The sequence below is a fragment of the Pseudomonas sp. PP3 genome, assembly GCF_905336995.1.
Lineage (GTDB): Bacteria > Pseudomonadota > Gammaproteobacteria > Pseudomonadales > Pseudomonadaceae > Aquipseudomonas > Aquipseudomonas reinekei.
The window spans coordinates 86,157-103,040 of sequence record NZ_HG995459.1 but is presented as its reverse complement, the minus strand read 5'-3'; the positions used below and the strand labels follow the sequence as shown (position 1 = coordinate 103,040).

General features: G+C 57.0%; 13 protein-coding genes and 1 pseudogene. 2 read left to right on the top strand and 12 right to left on the bottom strand.

Annotated elements, in window-relative coordinates:
• Positions 1-92: 92 nt before the first annotated feature.
• A pseudogene (locus KHO07_RS00465) lies at positions 93-221 on the bottom strand (helicase); the annotation flags it as partial.
• Positions 222-538: 317 nt separating this feature from the next.
• On the opposite strand from KHO07_RS00465, the gene KHO07_RS00460 reads away from it, so the two are divergent.
• Both KHO07_RS00460 and KHO07_RS00455 read left to right on the top strand, forming a co-directional pair.
• Positions 539-1,888: a DUF6861 domain-containing protein gene (locus tag KHO07_RS00460; RefSeq protein ID WP_212626223.1), complete on the top strand. Its 1,350-nt coding sequence runs from the start codon at positions 539-541 to the stop codon at positions 1,886-1,888.
• A gap of 17 nt (positions 1,889-1,905) precedes the next feature.
• On the top strand, positions 1,906-2,523 hold the full coding sequence (locus KHO07_RS00455; RefSeq protein WP_212626222.1) for a GAD-like domain-containing protein: 618 nt from the start codon (positions 1,906-1,908) through the stop codon (positions 2,521-2,523).
• 326 nt (positions 2,524-2,849) lie between these two features.
• Here KHO07_RS00455 and KHO07_RS00450 read toward each other — a convergent pair whose 3' ends face one another.
• The 11 genes from KHO07_RS00450 to tssH form a co-directional block, all read right to left on the bottom strand.
• On the bottom strand, positions 2,850-3,227 hold the full coding sequence (locus KHO07_RS00450; RefSeq protein WP_212626221.1) for a helicase: 378 nt from the start codon (positions 3,225-3,227) through the stop codon (positions 2,850-2,852).
• 119 nt (positions 3,228-3,346) lie between these two features.
• Positions 3,347-4,357: a serine/threonine-protein kinase gene (locus KHO07_RS00445; RefSeq protein WP_212626220.1), complete on the bottom strand. Its 1,011-nt coding sequence runs from the start codon at positions 4,355-4,357 to the stop codon at positions 3,347-3,349.
• Positions 4,354-5,082, bottom strand: a complete 729-nt coding sequence (locus KHO07_RS00440; protein WP_212626219.1) for a PP2C family serine/threonine-protein phosphatase — start codon at positions 5,080-5,082, stop codon at positions 4,354-4,356. Before KHO07_RS00440 ends, KHO07_RS00445 begins: the two co-directional genes overlap by 4 nt.
• On the bottom strand, positions 5,082-8,582 hold the full coding sequence (gene tssM, locus KHO07_RS00435; RefSeq protein ID WP_212626218.1) for a type VI secretion system membrane subunit TssM: 3,501 nt from the start codon (positions 8,580-8,582) through the stop codon (positions 5,082-5,084). Before tssM ends, KHO07_RS00440 begins: the two co-directional genes overlap by 1 nt.
• On the bottom strand, positions 8,582-9,475 hold the full coding sequence (gene icmH / locus KHO07_RS00430; RefSeq protein ID WP_212626217.1) for a type IVB secretion system protein IcmH/DotU: 894 nt from the start codon (positions 9,473-9,475) through the stop codon (positions 8,582-8,584). The genes tssM and icmH overlap by 1 nt, the downstream gene beginning before the upstream one ends.
• A gap of 5 nt (positions 9,476-9,480) precedes the next feature.
• Entirely contained in the window at positions 9,481-10,812 is a 1,332-nt protein-coding gene (gene tssK / locus KHO07_RS00425) for a type VI secretion system baseplate subunit TssK (protein ID WP_212626216.1), read from the bottom strand.
• A gap of 2 nt (positions 10,813-10,814) precedes the next feature.
• Entirely contained in the window at positions 10,815-11,315 is a 501-nt protein-coding gene (tssJ, locus tag KHO07_RS00420; protein ID WP_212626215.1) for a type VI secretion system lipoprotein TssJ, read from the bottom strand.
• The gene (tagH, locus tag KHO07_RS00415; RefSeq protein WP_212626214.1) at positions 11,312-12,505 is read right to left on the bottom strand and encodes a type VI secretion system-associated FHA domain protein TagH; all 1,194 of its coding nucleotides are present in this window, start codon (positions 12,503-12,505) and stop codon (positions 11,312-11,314) included. The genes tssJ and tagH overlap by 4 nt, the downstream gene beginning before the upstream one ends.
• Before the next feature lie 20 nt (positions 12,506-12,525).
• A complete protein-coding gene (locus tag KHO07_RS00410) occupies positions 12,526-12,666 on the bottom strand; it encodes a type VI secretion protein (protein ID WP_212626213.1) in 141 nt (46 codons plus the stop codon).
• 61 nt (positions 12,667-12,727) lie between these two features.
• Positions 12,728-14,245 (bottom strand): sigma 54-interacting transcriptional regulator, encoded by a 1,518-nt coding sequence (locus KHO07_RS00405; protein ID WP_212626212.1) that lies wholly within the window; start codon positions 14,243-14,245, stop codon positions 12,728-12,730.
• A gap of 10 nt (positions 14,246-14,255) precedes the next feature.
• Entirely contained in the window at positions 14,256-16,880 is a 2,625-nt protein-coding gene (gene tssH, locus KHO07_RS00400) for a type VI secretion system ATPase TssH (protein ID WP_212626211.1), read from the bottom strand.
• Positions 16,881-16,884: the final 4 nt, after the last annotated feature.

The window sequence follows — 16,884 nt, the reverse complement described above, 5'->3', positions numbered from 1 at the left end:
CCAACAAAAAGCATGACTTATTAGTCTCGCCTGTAGCGCAGCCTTGCGCATGCAGCGGCCTAAAATAAAAATGGCTTTCAGATTCAGTCAACTCAAGCCTTCGGCTTCAAATACTTGGTCAGCCCCTGGAACCAGATCACCAGCGCCGGGTTGCCCTTGATCTGAATCGACTTGTCCTGAATCCCCGTCATGAACGCCAGCTGCTTGCTCTTCGCCTGCAGGGTGCATCTGGCGCTGTGAGCACTAAAGGGAGATCGCTTGTTGATCCACGTGCCATAAAAGTTTTACAGCTCACTCTGATAACGCTGATTCACGAACCAGTAAGCATCGTTTCACCTTCGGGGTTTTTCTCGTTATGGCGCCCGGCACACAGTTGGGAGCACAAAAACCAACACAGTTAACTTCCCTGTTTCCGCAACGCGTGTAGGACGCGTCCGATTTGATCTTTTGGGTCATGCGGCCCCCCTGTGCCTCGGTCCTTTGCCCACGTACAACTTGATGCGTGCATCCAAGGAGCGAATTGTCAGGGAGACAATTGATGTTTTTATGGCACATGGTGCCCACGTGGCACGAGATAGAAAACCGCATCACTCGAGAGATGGGTTACCAGGGAGGCGCCCGGTATCGCACTCACTTCAACGAACCCGCGCCCTCCGTCTCGCTCAATATCCGTCGGGTCAATTGCGTCAGGTCTGCCTTCATCGAGGCTGAGTGGGAAGCGGCTCGCCTATTGAGACAACGCTTCGCTGACATCGATATCGCCAGCGTCCTTAACGAGCTGATCGAAGTCGTCGCTCAAATGGCAATGATCGTTGCCGGCAGTGTATTGATCGGTGGAGCCATCGGCGCAGGGACCGGTGCATTTCTCGGTGGAGCAGGCGCCATCCCCATGGGAGCGGCTGGCGCTGCGATGGGCTTGCAAGTCAGCACGTGGATATTGGGCATTCTGGGCCTGACGTCCATTGCCGAGTTCTTCACCGAAGGCTTGCCACGCATTGGCGACTATTACTGGCGTGGCATCCACATCGCGTGGAACGGCCCACGCAGTGAGGGCGGTTTAGACCCGTTCAGGCCGGATGATTCCTCTGCCCGATACAGCGCCGCCCAAGAGATTGCACGTGGCCATGTCGAGGTTGTGGTCCTGCTGCTCGGCGCCATCGTGGCTTACCTCACCCGTGGTCGAGGCAATGCAGGCGTCCTTGCCCAAGAGATGCGCGCCAGCCCCAAAGGCGCGCGGTTAGGCGAATGGATGCTCAAGCACGAAGACGCCCTGAAAAAACGCCCAGACCTGCAAACCTCAGCACCGCGCCGGGGCGCTCTGAGCCATCAGGACCCTGCACCAACGCCGAATCACCCACCAGGCAAAGACAAAAACCCGCCCCGTGACAAGCCAAACGCGATGCCGCTTCATAAAGTCGAATGCTTCAAAGCGGACAAGCTGCCAGCGTCTAAAATCGGAGAATTCGAACGGCAGTTGAAGGGGCAGGAAGACGGGCTGAATCGGCTGACGATTGATGAGTATTTGGAGAATATTGCTAATCCGGTGAAGCGGAGTCGGGCGGCTGCTAGACAAGCGAGAAAGGATTTACAAACAAAACTCAAGGAACGCTTTCAAGTGGAATTTCAAAAAAGTATGGATCCACTTGAAGCGGAAGAATTTGCAGTTAAAAAAGCTAAGGTAACGATGTCCAGCCTTGCAGGGCTGCATAATCCTGATCTGAGCGCTGGCGGTAAAGACATCATTGCGGACTTTGGTGATCGACAAGTGAACTCTAGCATCGGTCCACAGTGGGGAAAAAAAATCGCAAACTTGAAGGCTGCCGCTGAAAATGTAACCCCCTCGATGCGAGCGCTAACTTTTCTTAATGTAAAACTAAATAAGTGCTGATCATAAAGGAGGCAGGTATGGACAAAGTGTTTGCTCGGTTTATAGAGAAATTTGGCAGCCCTATAGCTCGGCAGGAAGTACCTGTATCGAGTATTGAGCGCTACAGAGGGAAGGTGCCCAATCTATTGTTGGAGTACTGGGCCGAGCACGGCTGGTGCGGTTACGGTGACGGAATATTCTGGATAGTAAATCCTCAGGAATACGAGGGAGTTGTGGCTTCCTGGATTGAAGGAACGAAACTACAAAAGCGTGATACCTATCATCTAATTGCCCGAAGCGCTTTCGGCGACCTATACCTCTTCGGTGAAAAAACGGGGTTTTCTCTAAAGATAACCAGCGTTCTTTCTCGCTATGTCATCAATAACCTCGATTTTAGAACCGAAGAAATGGATAGACATCTGCAAGGTTTTCTATTGACACGTGAGGTAGATGCTAACAATTACGGAGACCTGTTCAAACCCGCCAAGAAAAAACTCGGCACCCTCCGTCACGACGAGATGTACGGCTTCGTTCCAGCCCTTGTGTTTGGAGGTCCAGATACCCTCGATCATCTTGAGAAAGTAAAGGCGGTGGAACATTTAACCCTGCTGTCCCAAATCGCCGAACTCCAGCCCTACAGTTTTTCGGATCTGTAGACGATGTGCTCCGAGGCTCGAATCGAAATCGTCAAAGCACTAAGGCGATACTGAATGGACAAAGTATTTACGAGTTTTTTGGAGAAGTTCGGTGGGGGTACTGCTCGGCGGGAAGTGCCGCTTTCCAGCGGAGAAAGGGATTTATCTTCCCTACTCGGAACGTCTGCTCCTGGCCGACTTCAGCCTCTAGCCAGCGGCAGCCTTGATCGTTCTCAAGTCCACGGCACGTATTGATGCAAGCACTTGTTCGGTTCGAACATCGATTGATGGACCAGGCGCTCCAACGGCCCTTACGAATATTCCTCGCCGGCGCTACCCACAAGTCCTCAAGCCTTAGCCTTCCTCGGCTTCAAATACTTGGTCAGCCCCTGGAACCAGATCACCAGCGCCGGGTTGCCTTTGATCTGAATCGACTTGTCCTGAATCCCCGTCATGAACGCCAGCTGCTTGTTCTTCGCCTGCATCGTGGCGAAGCCGTAGGCAGCGTCTTTGAAGGCGATGGCGAACGCAGGCTCGGCATACACGCCAGCCTTGCTGGTGATGCGCTGATCCTTCACGCGAAAATGCCGTGCCACCTTCCCGTCCAGGGTCTGCAGCTGAAACACCAGCTCCTTGTCACCCAACTGTTGCTGAAACGCAGGATTGGTCCGGCTGGCCTTGCCCATCAACAAACCCAGCATCCACAGCAGAAAACGAAATTTCATGCGCAAGCCTCAAGAGAAAAATGAACGGCCGGCGCAGTGTAGCGACTTCGGGGGATAACGCTACTATCGCGATGCTTTGGAAGAAGATGGCGCTATTTTTGCCGGCGATGACTACCAAGTCATGGACGGAACCCGTTGAAGAATATTCGACTCCAGCGTTGCAGCAGCCTGGAATGACTAGCGCCAGCGAAGTCCTGACGCAATTGGGGCACCGTGATATGTCGCTTCGAAGGGTCGAAAGACAACGCGACTTTCAAGGAGCTCCAACAGCGTTTGGGCAGGTGACTGGACGTCAAAGGCTCAACTTCCATACCCGCATCACGGGCCTGATTGGACGGCACTCGACGCAATGGGTGTTTGCCACATGCCAGCTCATAGAGCACGCAAGCCACCGAGAAGACATCTGCGCTGGCCACCAGCGGCGAGCCATCGAGCAATTCCGGGGCAGCATAGCCAAAGGTCCAGGCATGGAAACCATGACGGCTCAGCTTCGGCAGGCCGGGCAGTGTGTCTTCCTCGGCCAATCCCAAACCAAAATCGAATAGTCGCAGGCCTTCCTCGCCGAGCATCACATTGCTCGGTTTGATATCACCGTGGAGCACGCCGCGACTGTGGGCATGGGCCAATGCATCGAACAATGGAAGTGCGATGTCGCGCAGCTCTGGCCACGCTAAACCCAAGGGCCGCTCGCACAACAACTTATCCAGGGTCAGGCCGCGCATCAGCTCCATTGTGATGAAAGCCCTGTTGCAGCGGGTATCTGCCTCAAAACCGTATAAGCGCACTACATTCGGGTGCTGCACACGCCGCGTCAGGGCGAACTCACTAAAAAGCAGGGCACTGGCGTCCACGCAATCCGCATATTCATCACTGAGCATTTTCAGCGCGACGTAAGGCTCGGGATCACCGAACTGTTCTTGCAACAAGTCCCGTGCGCGATACACCACTCCCATCCCGCCAGCACCGAGCAGACGTTCGAGGCGATAGCGCCCGGCCAACACATCCGGCACCTGTTCTGGCCGTACTTGCGTCGCATCCGTGCGTGTCGCTACAGGTTTTGCGAAAGCGAAGTACGTCAGGTCTCCGTCGCGGCTGGACAAGTCATCAAGTACGTCCCCGGCCCCACTCATTGGCGAATAACCAAGCCTGTCAGGTTGTCCCGCGCCGGGCCGCCTAACACTTCTTCGAACAAACGCGTCAATGCCGACTCCGGTGCAGGCAGACTCAAGGCGCGCCCCAGGGACTCACGGCTCAAGTCTTGGTGCAAACCGTCGCTGCATAACAGAAACACATCGGCGGGATGCACTACGAACTCCAGCACATCAAGGTTCAATTGCTCGCTGGCGCCCACTGCGCGGGTCAACGCAGCCGAGTGCGGTTGAGCCCAGGCCTGCCGGTCATCCATCCTGTGTTCGTCGATCAGTTGCTGCCTCAGCGAGTGGTCTCTGGTCAGCTGATACAGCCGCTGCTCGCGCCACAAATAGCAACGACTGTCACCGGCCCAGATACAGACTGCGCGGCTGCCTTCGATCAGCAACGTCACCACTGTGCTGCCGATGATGTCGTCCTGACGCCCGGCAACCACGGTCAATTCCTGATTCAAGCGACGATTGAGCCACGACAGGCACCGCCGTACACCTTTGACTCGCTCATCGAAATCGCTTTGCTCCGCTAACTCGGCCAGGCCAGCGACAATCAGCTGGCTGGCAATGTCGCCCCGTTGATACCCACCCATTCCGTCGGCCACCGCCCACATGCCTTTTTGCGGATCTTCAAGGAAAGCATCTTCATTGCGCGCCCGGATCTTTCCGCGATCCGTACGCGCAACGCTGCGCCAAACGCCAAGTGTCGTCATCAGAGCTGCATGGGCATGCGGAAAGTACGTAGCACACCCATGTCGAACGGGTTCGGTGTGCGTTGACTCATGAGCAGGTAGTTGGCACGCAGGCCACCCACATCAGCCTTGAGCACCAGCACATCACGACCGATCAAAGACTCGGTCTGCATCAGGTCCAGGAGTCGGAACAATGACCATGGACCCTTGTTTTTCTCGATTCCGATCGGGCGTCCCACCATTCTGTCGAATACCAGACTTGTACGTCCGTCTTCGGCCTCGACAGGCCATTTAAATGAGGCTGCCATGATCGGACCATGACGGTACTCCATGGTCCTGTCGCCAAATCTGAACTCGGCACGGCTGACGGCCGGATCCAGGGAGTAAGGTTCCAGCTTGAATCGCACCTGTGGCTCGGAAGGATCTTCGGCAAAAAAGCTTTGGCGGATCACATGTGCCGAAGCCATTTGATCGAGGTAAAACCTGGATACGGGCAGGGAGCGTCCATCAACGGTTTTCAGACGGTAGCTGCCCGGATTGCCGCTCACAAACGGGCGCATGTAATTGTCGAAAAAGCGCTCAACAAGGCCTTGGGCCTTGAAGAACTCGCGAAAATCGCTGAGCGCCACATCACTGGCGCTGTGCGCGTTAAAGGGATATCGCTTGTTGATCGACTTTCCATAGAAGCTATACAGCTCACTCTGATAACGCTGATTCACGAACCGGTAAGCGTCATTGAGCACCAGGCGCCAACTGTCTTCGGCAAGCGTGTTGAACCAGGTCACCGCCGGCCGAGGCAAACGACCGGACGCCGTTCGCAAAATGCTCAGCGCGTCGCGCTGGTTTCCCATGCGTGCCTTGGCCATTTCGTACGCGGCCAGGTCCGGGGTGCCGGCACGAGCCAGGCTCGTCAGCTGCAGTTGGAGCTCGTTGAGCGCGTGCAATACGGCAGTCAGGTCGGCACTCGGACCGTTGTCGTCGTCCAGCAAACGGTGCAAGGGTTCGAAGCGGCGTTGCATTGCCTTTCTTGCCGTATCGGGCAAATGGCCGGCCAATGTCCCGGAAGCTTTCTGAACGCTGGCGACGGCAAGTGAGCCTAACCCACCGCTCTTCTGCGTGAGCTGTTGTGCTGATGCCGCTGCGTCATCCACGCTATCGGCGATCGAGGGAATGCGAGTATTCTCGCGAATTTGCGCCAGCAGTTGCAGCACCGGTGAGCTGGCTGAAGTCAGGCTGGCCAACTGTTCGGCGCCTTCCCCGGCATCCTCGATCGGCTGCAACGCAATCCGTGCGATGGCATCGCCCCAGACATTGGCGTAATCACGAAAGTACAGTTGCTCCAGTTCGACCATCAAATGCCGCAGGTCCATGGCGCTGATCTGCGAACTCTCACCCAATACCCAGTTGTCGCGCAGAATCTCGGTGACCAGCGCGGCACCCTGAACCGAAAAATATTGCTGATATCCCTTCAGGGTGTAGAACCCGGGGATCAGGAAGTGAGTACCCACGAACAAATCGCCCTGAGATCCCAGGTGCTGGTTCAAGTGGTAGTCGGGGAGCGCGCGAGCCTGCTCGCGCAGTACCCGATAAACCACATTGGCCAGGGATTCGCTGCGCAATATTTGCCGCGCCTGAGCGACCAGTGGGTCGTTGAGTGGGTAGCTGAATGATTGCCTCAGCAACTGATCAAGGTGTCCGCTCAAGCGACTTTGCACGGCGGTGTTTGCGGGGTATCGACGGGACCAATCGCTGGCGATCCAGTCTTTCAGCCATATCACGTCGCGGCGATCCTTGAGACTCAGCATCAGGTATGCACGAAGACTGTTGAGCAAACGCTCGCGATCCACCGGCTGGGTGCGAATCTGATCTTCCAGTAGCGACGCGATCGATGGCAGCAGGTGTGTTTCAAGCTCACGCTCGTAAGCACTCATGATCGCCGGATTGGCAGCTTCGCCCTGATACAAACCACCACGTTCCAGGTACGAAACGTCACTTGCTTTCGGGAATGCCCGTGTCGCTGCATGAATGGCATCAAGGTTTTGCAGAACCGGCAACACATTACCTTGAGGGGTCAGCGCCGAACGCTGAAGAGTCCAGGCTTGTGCCAGCGTGCGCAGGTTTTCCAGTCGCTCATGATTGGCCGAGAAACCTCCGGCCCACCACAGGCCGAACAGGCTCAGCGCCGCCAGCGAGGTCATGTACAGCGTTCGCTGCCCCCAACAAACAAGGCTGTGCTCGCGCTTGTCGAGTTGAACAGTATCGGCTTCGGGAAAAATGACCTGGCTGAACAGATGGTTTATGAACCGCGGGTGACCCATAAGCGGGGTCGTCAATACAGCGTTGTTCACGCCACTGTAGGCAAGCGGTTTTCCTGGTCGAGTGGCGCTGGTGAAGTAGAAGCCGCGAAATGTACTCGCGCCTTGACTACGATGACCGCAGAAGGCCATTTCTATGAATTGGCAAAGCCCTTCGCCGACCAATCCCAATTGATGCGGATAATCGAGAATACGACCTCGACAAAGAGGGTCACGCTCCTGATGCATGCGCATGATCACCTGGCTATCGAGACGATGCAGCAGCGCTTCAAACTCTTCACGTATCGCACTCGCATCAGCCGAGCCAATGTCCTTGCTCAAGCTCACACCCAGCACATGATCACTTTCCTCCCGGGTCAGCTGATCAAAGAATTCATTGAAGCCTGACTGCTCGTCCGCCTTGCTCAACACAAGATAGACCGGCAGTTCGATATGCAGCTTTTGCCGCACCTCTTGCAAGCGTGCGCGCACATGCCGCGCCAGCACTTGAAGGGCTTCGCCGTCATGCGAAAGGAGGATTTGCACCGGCAGAGTAACCAGTACGCCATTGAGTGGACGGTTTCGGCGGCGCTTGCGCAACAACCCCAGCAACGTGGCCCAACCGCCAGCGTCAATGTCAGCATCCGGCTGGTTGAGATAGCGTCCGGGGATGTCGATGAACACACCGTCTTCGGCAAAGTACCAATCGCACGAACGGGTACCTTGTGATTCATCGGTCGATTTACGGCCAAGGTTATTGAGGGGAAACTCAAGACCCGAGACATTCAGCAGCGTGGTTTTTCCACTCCCCTGAGGGCCGATCAGCAAGTACCAAGGCAGATCGCGTCGCCCTCGCTCGCGCTGATTGCGATAGAAGCTCGATGTCTTGAGGATTTTAACGGCGGCCTTGAAACGTGCCCTCACGTCCGCGCGCTCTTCGTCAATCTGTTGCTCTCGATGCATACGATCGACACCCTGCTCGCGCCCCTCGGCTTGCTCGCGAATGCCGGTGCGCCAGCTGACAAAAACCATGGCCAGCCCCCACACCAGAAACAACACACTGATACTCAGCAATCGAGACGTTGGGCTTTCCCAGAACCTGAAATCATCTATCGCCAACAACGGCCCGACACACCACACGAACACTGCCATCAACAGTATCGAGAGCAGACTCCACACCCAGGTTTTACGCAAAAAGGCAGCGGTTTTTCCGAAGAGGTTTTTCATCACTCGCGCCCCTTCCATGGCTGCGCCCGCGCTTGAATCGCGTCCTGCTCAAACGGATGGAATGGCTGCAACACTAACGCTCGTTGCTCACTCAAGACCCAGGCGAAACCTGAATACATCACCATCAGACACATCGCTGTAATCAGCGCCATCATCCACCACGGCACGATACGAACCGAACTTCCGCGCTTGCCTTCACCATCGCCGTTACCGCGTGATGGCTGTTCATTAGGAGCATCTGCGCGTATCAGGCGAATCTGCCGAAAAAGCGCATCACGAAGATTTTCGAGCTCCAGAAGACCTCGTGCCTGGATTCGGTATTTGCCCTCGAATCCGAGCGACAGGCACACGTACATCAGCTCAAGCATCGGCAGGTGCTTGATCGGGTTTTTTGACAGCCGATCAAGCAGCTGGAAGAACTTTTCACCACCAGACGTCTCATTGTGAAACCTGCTGAGAAGGCTCATTTGTGACCACTCGCTCTCCTTTCCCCACGCTGTTGTCACCACTGCCTCATCCACCACTGTGCACAGCACATATCGTGCAGTTGAAACCTGGCTGCTTTCGATACCGACACGTAATGCGCCATCTGCAAAGTGTTCCAGTGCCGTGCTCAATCGCTGATTGAGACTGGGTAAGTCTTCACCGGTAGCGCAGTGCTTGAGCCGTACCACTTCAGATAACAGCCATGACGCTGATGCCACCAATGCATTGCGGCGGACGTTGAAAGTTTGCTGCGGCATCTGCCGAGCGGCGTAGATCATGCGATCTTCGAGCTGCTCGAAACGCGGCGGCGCCACCGAGTCCGTCAATGGCCGCTGTGCCGGCCCACGGCCGAGACGGTCAAGCAGGACAGTTTTGTCATCCTGGTCGTATTGCATGTCCTTGATCATGTCGCTCAACTCCTGATGGCCCAGAATTTCAGTTCCAGCTCTGCGAACTCACCGGAAACGTGGAACGCGAAACCACCAGAGCGCTCGAGTTGCGCCTGGTCTTCGGGGCCGAGTTCAAGAATGAAATAGGTCTTGTTGGCGTGAAAGGCGATCTGCCGTGGAGCCACCGGTAACGGTTTGATTTTGAAACCCGGCAAATGGAGATTGACCAGTTGGCGGATACTCTCGACCGTGCCGACCTTGAGGTGTGCAGGCAATCGATGGCGCAATTCTTCGCTGTCGCAGTGGGCGCTGGCGGCCAGCACGAACGAGGCCGACCCCGTTAGTTTTGGGTCGTGCAAAGGCGAAACAATGATCCCGTACTGACGCGCCTGCATCGGCAACTCGATGGCATGCTGTTCCAGCACCATCGACAGCACCTGACGGATTGCCTCCATCAGTTTGCGAAAACTCGCGCCCTGGTCACTGTGTTCGTACCGAACATCCACTCGTGGACGCTTACTGTCACTAGAGAAAGTCGCCAGTTCGCCCAGCAGGGTCAACAGCGTGCAGTACAACTCTTGCGGGTGAACCTGCTGCAGATTGAGATAGTGACGCAGCAATGGCTCAGTTCGATTGATCAATTGCAGCATCATGAAGTCACCGACTTCCGCGCCGCCCACCTTGCCATTGGAACGGATCCTTTCTGCAATGGTGTCCCCCCGGTGACCGAGCATGCTGATCACCTCCTTCAGGGACGAAAGCAAATAGCTCGATGAGTGCATCTGGATGTAGGTCGGTACGAAGTCCGGATCGAGACTGATCACGCCGTCGGGCGTGGTGTCGAGGACGTGGCAGATTTTCAATCTGACAAAACCCTGATCGCCTTGCTGGTCGCCAAGCAGCAGGCGGAAGTCCGGGCGGGCGCAACTGACCTGGCTTGCACGACCGTCGCCGGCGTTGGAGTCCGTAACCTCTCGCTCATACGCGACATATCGTGCCAACACGTCCGCCTGCTCCAGACGACGAGCTTCGATGTGGTTGCCGGTGACCAGCGGCAACGCCAGATAGACCGATGTGTTGCCAGTGTTCACAGGTACATCCAGCACCAACGGTTGAGTGCTACCACCTACTTCGAAAAGACTGCCATCCGGCAGGACTCCCGAGGCACGGTTGACCACCAGTTTGCCCATGTTGAGAAACTGCGAATCAACGTCCAGGCTCAGGAACCCCCAGGTGAAACTACCCAGTAACTGAGTTCGAGCCTTTATCTGATGGTCGTGATACCGATCGTTGTGCTGGAAGTGCTGCGGACGCAGCAACATTCCTTCCTGCCAAATGACCTTATGGAAGTTCATGCTCAATTGTCCGCCTGTGCAAACGCTTCACCGTTGCCATGAATGCCGGCCTGATCCAGAACCAGGTCGATGTGAGTGACGCCCGCCGTGATGACGGGCACGGTGTAGCGCCATCGGGTTTCCGGTAAATCGCGGTAAGCGGCAAGAATGCCTACGTAGCGGCTTTGCGATTGCACGCTGAGCTTGAGCTCACGCATTTCGCCGGGACGCAGCTGCAACTCTTCACTGGCTACCAGGTCCGGAGCCAGGGATTTCGCGGCGCGCTCATAGAGACTGAAGAAGTCGGCACTCTCGAATGCAACCGGGTGCCTGAGCTCGACAAGACGGACGACAATCGGTGACGGACGCCCATTGAGATCCGGGTTCAACTGGTCACTCGCGGACAGCTTCAGATTGATTTTGGAAAGGCTGGAATACGGCGATATCGCTGCGCACGCGGTCAATAGCAACATGGCGGACAGCGCAATCAGCGCCTTGAAAAAAGCGGTCGACATGCCTGTCATCCCTGAAGGTCGGTATGGAGGGTGGAGATCAGGCGAATCTGCTCTTCATAGGCCTGGGCAAAGTCACGGGCCAACAAGCGCTCACCCCATTCGCCATCCTGTAGCAGGGCCTGGTGATAGCGGCCGTAGGCTTTCCAGCGATTGCCGAACGTTCCCAGCAGTGACGGGTTTTCACGCTCGAAACGAAGCGTCAGCTGTTGCGGTGAAAAGTGCTCCACAGCACCCCGAACTGCCGCGCGACTGGCGGCCAGCAACGCCACCTGATGCGCTTGCAGGTCACGGAAAGCGCGGGAGATTGCCTGATCTGCCGGTAACTGACCTGGCTTGTTGGCCAGCAGCATGCCCAACACGTCTGCGGCATCGGCTCCATACTTGAGAGGGTTGCAATGGAGGCCGTGTACCGTTGTCTGCGCCAGTCGAAGTTCGTTTTTCAGTTCGCTGCGGGTGCGCAGGCTTTGCTGTAAACCACCAATGCTTTGCTTGAGTAACCGCGCCGCATTCACTGCCAACGCTTCGCGAGCGCCAGTCTCGAGGCCGTCGAGCTCGATCCCCAGCGCAGTACCAAAGCGTGCCCAAAAATCTTCAGACGGGCGCTCGGCAGCCGTGCGACTCGCTGCCGGTGCAGATTCCTGGGGTGCGTCAATCAACTGCGGCACCCTCATGTTTTCCATATCGATGCGCGCAAAATCAGCACATTGCATGGGTTCCTGAATCGCGCTATCGAGCGCCGTGAACGCGTCAATCTCGCAGGCAACAGGTTGTTGCTGATCAACAGCGCTCAATGGGTCGTAGTCGAGGAAAACTTCCTCAGGAATGATGTTTCCTGTCATCCGCCGTCCACTGGCCCGCGTGTCAAAGGCTGTCGCTGAGTCACTCAGGCGCGCACGGATTTCGAAATCACCCAGCCGATAAACGCTGCCGGTTTCTATACGCATCGCTTCATTTTTGGGCAGCTGTGCACCGGTTGTGCAGTCCCGGATTCCGTTGCTACTGATATCGCTCAGGAAAAACCCATTGTCGCGGCAGCTGATCAATGCGTGCCGACTGGACAGGTGACGCTTGCGGTCCGGAATGACCCAGTCACAATCCGCCCCCCGACCGATCACCCCGCCTGACTCGCTGAAGGTCTTCTGGCACAAATCCGTTGGCACGAACTGCTTGCTGCTCAGTATTTCGAGAACCAGTTCCATGTAGTTGATGCTCCTTGCAGTCACTGGCCGCGATTGACCGCATGCGGATCACCCAAGGGGCGATAGGTGTTGTCATTGAATTTGTAATTACCGCCGCAACCACCAACGCCGCTTACAACGACGAAAGCCAGCAAGACGGCGGGCCAATTACGAACAGGCATGGGTGAGTCTCCGAAGAACAAAACAGAAAAGGCGAATGCCAGGAACCCGAGCGACGGGGCGTTAACCATCGAGGTCCCCAGGGCAGATATTCAGGCGCCCGAGGCGATACAGCAGGGTGCGGCGTGGCAACCCAAGCTCACGGGCCGTGCGTGTCTGATTGCCGCTGTTTTTTCGCAGGCAAGCGATCATCAGTTTGCGCTCGAACCGCTCCAGCCGTTCGCGCAGGTGCAGGCTTTTATCTTCAGCAAACACGTCCACGGGCAGGCAAAAATGTCCGGGCAACAGTTCGCCGCCGTCACACAGGAGCAGCGCGCGCTCCACCATGCCTTTGAGTTCACGCACGTTGCCGGGAAACGTATAAGCGGCCAGATGACCAAGGGCGGCCTCGGACCAAAGCACGGCATCCCGTTGCAGGAGTGCACACGCCTTGTCAGAGAAGTAGCGGGCCAGGTCGAGGATGTCACCTTCACGCTGACGCAAAGCCGGCAACTCGATCGGAAACTGTGCGAGGCGGTAGTACAAGTCTTCACGGAACTGGCCTTCCCTGACCAACGACGGCAAATCCCGGTGCGTCGCGGCAATAATCCGCACATCGACCCTATGGGTGTCGTTGCAACCCAACGGCCTGATCTCTCCCTCCTGCAAAACCCGTAGCAACTTTGCCTGGAGCGACAATGGCATGTCGCCGACTTCATCCAGAAACAAGGTGCCGCCGTCGGCGGCATCGAACAAGCCGGGACGATCCCGGTCGGCTCCGGTGAAAGCACCTTTGCGGTAGCCGAACAGTTCGCTTTCCAACAGGTTTTCGGCGAATGCCGCACAGTTCTGCACGATGAACGCCTGAGAGCGTCGAGGCCCACCGTCGTGAATGGCCCGCGCGACCACTTCCTTGCCGGTGCCGGTCTCGCCCAGCAACAGGACGGTGTAGGGGCTGTGAACGACTTTGCTGATCAGGGAATACGTTCGCCGCATGGCCGGGCTCTTGCCGATCAGCCCATAGCCGCTGGCATTCGGGATACTGACAGGCACAGCTCGCGCATTGCCGACTGGTTGCCGCAAGCGCTGCAACAGCTGTAGCTGCCCGAGTGCGAACGCGCCCAACTGGCCAAGGGAGCCAGCGAATCCCTGCAGATCGATCTGTCGATGACTGGCGCAAAGCACCAAGCCGTCAACAGCCTTTCGCTGATTCAGCAACGGCACACACAACAGCGATTGCCAGGGTCGGGGCCGGGTCGGCAAAAAATCAGTGTCGTGCAGGCTGTCTCTCAATGATCCGAGGCCCACTACACGGTTCTGGCGCAGAGCAAACTGCAACAGTTTCTGATCACTGTAATCCGCCTGCAAACTCGTGACAGCCCTGGGCTGCAGAATGCCGTCGAGATACTCGCTGATGAGCCCGAGGCCGCCATGAGCAGGGTCCAGCAGATACAACTGCGTCAACTCGCAGCCGCTGAGCTGCGCGACCCCGCGCACGAATTCCCCCAACAACGCGCCGCCATCCGCCGCCCGTGACAGCCCTGTGAACTGCTCCAGCAAGGCTTCGGCATACAGCAATGGCTGTTTCAGGTCAGCGAGCATCGCACCCATCTCAGACGAACTCGCAGATGACACAAGCATCGGCATCCAGCGTCGCATGAACATGCCCAAGGGACTCTCCCGTGGCCATCGAATCAAGGACACGGTCGGCTATTCGAGGCAGTACATGCAGTTCCAACAGGTGGTCAATTAAACGAGCACCGCTCTCGCTTTGAACACAGCGCTCCGCCAGATGATCGACCAGGTTTTGACCATAGGTGAAACCCAGATCGCGACGGCGCAGGCGTTCACCCAAACGCTCGAGTTTCATTTCAATCAACTTGCGCAGTACCGGCCCGCTAACGGGGTAGTACGGCACGACACGCATGCGCGCTAACAACGCCGGTTTGAAATGTCGGCTGAGGATGGGCGCAATCGCCTGCTCCAGCACTTGGGAGGCTGGCCGCTCAGCGTCATGGCAAAGCTCGCTGATCCGTTCGCTGCCCAGATTCGAGGTCAACAGGATCAACGCATTGCGAAAGTCGATTGCCCGGCCTTCGCCATCGTTGACCACGCCTTTGTCGAATATCTGGTAGAACAGGTTGAGGACGTCCGGATCGGCCTTCTCGACTTCATCCAGCAGCACGATCGAATACGGCTTTTGGCGTATGGCTTCAGTGAGCATGCCGCCCTCGCCATAGCCGATATAACCAGGGGGCGACCCGATCAGGCGCGAGACCGTGTGCTTTTCCTGAAACTCAGACATGTTGATCGTGGTGATAAAACGCTCGCCGCCATATAACAAATCCGCGAGCGCCAATGCAGTTTCGGTTTTACCGACACCACTTGGACCTACCAGAAGAAACACGCCTACCGGAGTGTCAGGCCTGTTCAACCCGGCGGCCGTTGCGCGCATTGCACGGTCCAGGGCCTCTATGGCGGGCTCCTGACCAAGGATGCGGTCGCGCAAGTCGCTGGCAAAACCGGTGACTTTGGCATTGTGCTCCCGGGCCAGTTGCGTCAGCGGCACACCGGTCCAGGCGCTCACCACTTCGGCCACCAGTCGTGGGCATACTTCAAAACTCACCAGCCGTTCGCTGCCTTGTGCATCGAGCAGAGCTCGATGAGATTCCTTGAGAGCGGCTTGCAGCGTCTCCACACATTGAATGTCATCTGCCTGCCCGCCTGAACATCCGTCACCCTTCTCGACGTTGCCGACTGAAGCCCGGGCATAGGCCAACTGCTGGCGTAAATTCAGCACTGACTCGGCCATGCCAGCCTGCGTCATCCACCGGGTTTGCAGCGCCGCTTTTTCCACTTCGACGTCCTGCAGATGACGCTCTAAAGCGTGCAGGGATTGGTGGTCGATCAACACACCGGCCTCGGCATCGCGACGTAGCGCCTGTCGTTTGCGTTCCCCTTCAACCAGCCCGCCCTGTAACCGTTGCAGGCTCTGCGGGGCGGCAGCCAGGCTGATACGGACGCGGGCGCACGCTGTATCGAGAACATCGATCGCTTTGTCGGGCAACTGACGCCCCGTGAGGTAACGAGCCGACAATTCAGCGGCAGCCACCACCGCGTCATCGCGCAGATAGATGCCGTGGCTCTTCTCATACACACCGGCCAGGCCACGAAGAATTGTCACGGCTTCGCTGACGGTTGGCTCAAGCAAATGCACAGGCTGGAAACGGCGGGCGAGTGCCGGATCTTTTTCGAAGTATTTTTTGTACTCGGTCCATGTGGTTGCCGCAATCGTTCGCAACTCGCCACGCGCCAGCGCCGGTTTCAGCAGGTTGGCCGCGTCGGAGCCGCCAGGAGCGCCACCTGCGCCGATCAATGTATGCGCCTCATCGATAAACAGGATGATCGCTTTGGGTGATCCTTTGACCTCATCGATTACGCCCTTGAGACGCCGCTCGAACTCACCTTTTACACTGGCGCCCGCCTGTAACAGCCCCATGTCCAGAGACAGCAGCTCAACACCGCGCAGCGGCGGCGGTACGTCCCCGGCAACGATGCGCAAGGCCAGACCTTCGACGATGGCTGTCTTGCCTACACCCGCGTCGCCCACCACAATCGGGTTGTTTTTGCGGCGACGGGCGAGGATGTCGATCATCTGGCTGATCGCATCATCGCGACACAACACCGGGTCCAGCTTGTCGTCACGGGCTTGCTGGGTCAGGTTGTGAGTAAAACGCTCTAACAGTGATTCAGTGCTCTTGATTGAATGATCGATGGCCGGGTGCCGTGTCCCCAACAACGCAAACTCTTTCAGTCGCTCAATGTTCAGCCTGGCCAGTAAAAGTTGGTATCGGCTGCCGGCGTAGCGCATTGGATTACGTAGCAGGGCGAGAATCAGCGAGGCCTGGTCAACCTGGCTGCGGCCCAGTTCAAGATTCGCCACCAGCAACGCATCCTGAAGCCATTGCACCAGCTCTGGAGCGAACACGGGGTTGCGTGAAGCGCCGTGTTCGCCCGGCAAATGCAAAGCGCTGATCAATTCTCCGGCATCAACTTCCGCGTCTTGCAGAGCACGGCCGAGCAAACCCAGCGGGCGGTCCAGCAAGGCCAGAAGCAAGTCCTCGATGAGCACTTTGCTGGCACCACGACCGACACAACGTTCGGCAGCGCTTTCCAGGTCGCGACGGCTTTCGACGTCCAGCGCCTGAATGAGTTGTTGCAGGTCCACATTGATCATGGGG

Bases quoted from the DNA above. Each gene is read 5' to 3' on its own strand.
- tssJ (WP_212626215.1), bottom strand. From the start codon at position 11,315: ATGACAGGCATGTCGACCGCTTTTTTCAAGGCGCTGATTGCGCTGTCC.
- tagH (WP_212626214.1), bottom strand. From the start codon at position 12,505: ATGGAACTGGTTCTCGAAATACTGAGCAGCAAGCAGTTCGTGCCAACG.
- KHO07_RS00455 (WP_212626222.1), top strand. From the start codon at position 1,906: ATGGACAAAGTGTTTGCTCGGTTTATAGAGAAATTTGGCAGCCCTATA.
- KHO07_RS00450 (WP_212626221.1), bottom strand. From the start codon at position 3,227: ATGAAATTTCGTTTTCTGCTGTGGATGCTGGGTTTGTTGATGGGCAAG.
- KHO07_RS00460 (WP_212626223.1), top strand. From the start codon at position 539: ATGTTTTTATGGCACATGGTGCCCACGTGGCACGAGATAGAAAACCGC.
- KHO07_RS00440 (WP_212626219.1), bottom strand. From the start codon at position 5,082: ATGACGACACTTGGCGTTTGGCGCAGCGTTGCGCGTACGGATCGCGGA.
- KHO07_RS00405 (WP_212626212.1), bottom strand. From the start codon at position 14,245: ATGCTCGCTGACCTGAAACAGCCATTGCTGTATGCCGAAGCCTTGCTG.
- tssH (WP_212626211.1), bottom strand. From the start codon at position 16,880: ATGATCAATGTGGACCTGCAACAACTCATTCAGGCGCTGGACGTCGAA.
- KHO07_RS00445 (WP_212626220.1), bottom strand. From the start codon at position 4,357: ATGAGTGGGGCCGGGGACGTACTTGATGACTTGTCCAGCCGCGACGGA.
- KHO07_RS00410 (WP_212626213.1), bottom strand. From the start codon at position 12,666: ATGCCTGTTCGTAATTGGCCCGCCGTCTTGCTGGCTTTCGTCGTTGTA.
- tssM (WP_212626218.1), bottom strand. From the start codon at position 8,582: ATGAAAAACCTCTTCGGAAAAACCGCTGCCTTTTTGCGTAAAACCTGG.
- tssK (WP_212626216.1), bottom strand. From the start codon at position 10,812: ATGAACTTCCATAAGGTCATTTGGCAGGAAGGAATGTTGCTGCGTCCG.
- icmH (WP_212626217.1), bottom strand. From the start codon at position 9,475: ATGATCAAGGACATGCAATACGACCAGGATGACAAAACTGTCCTGCTT.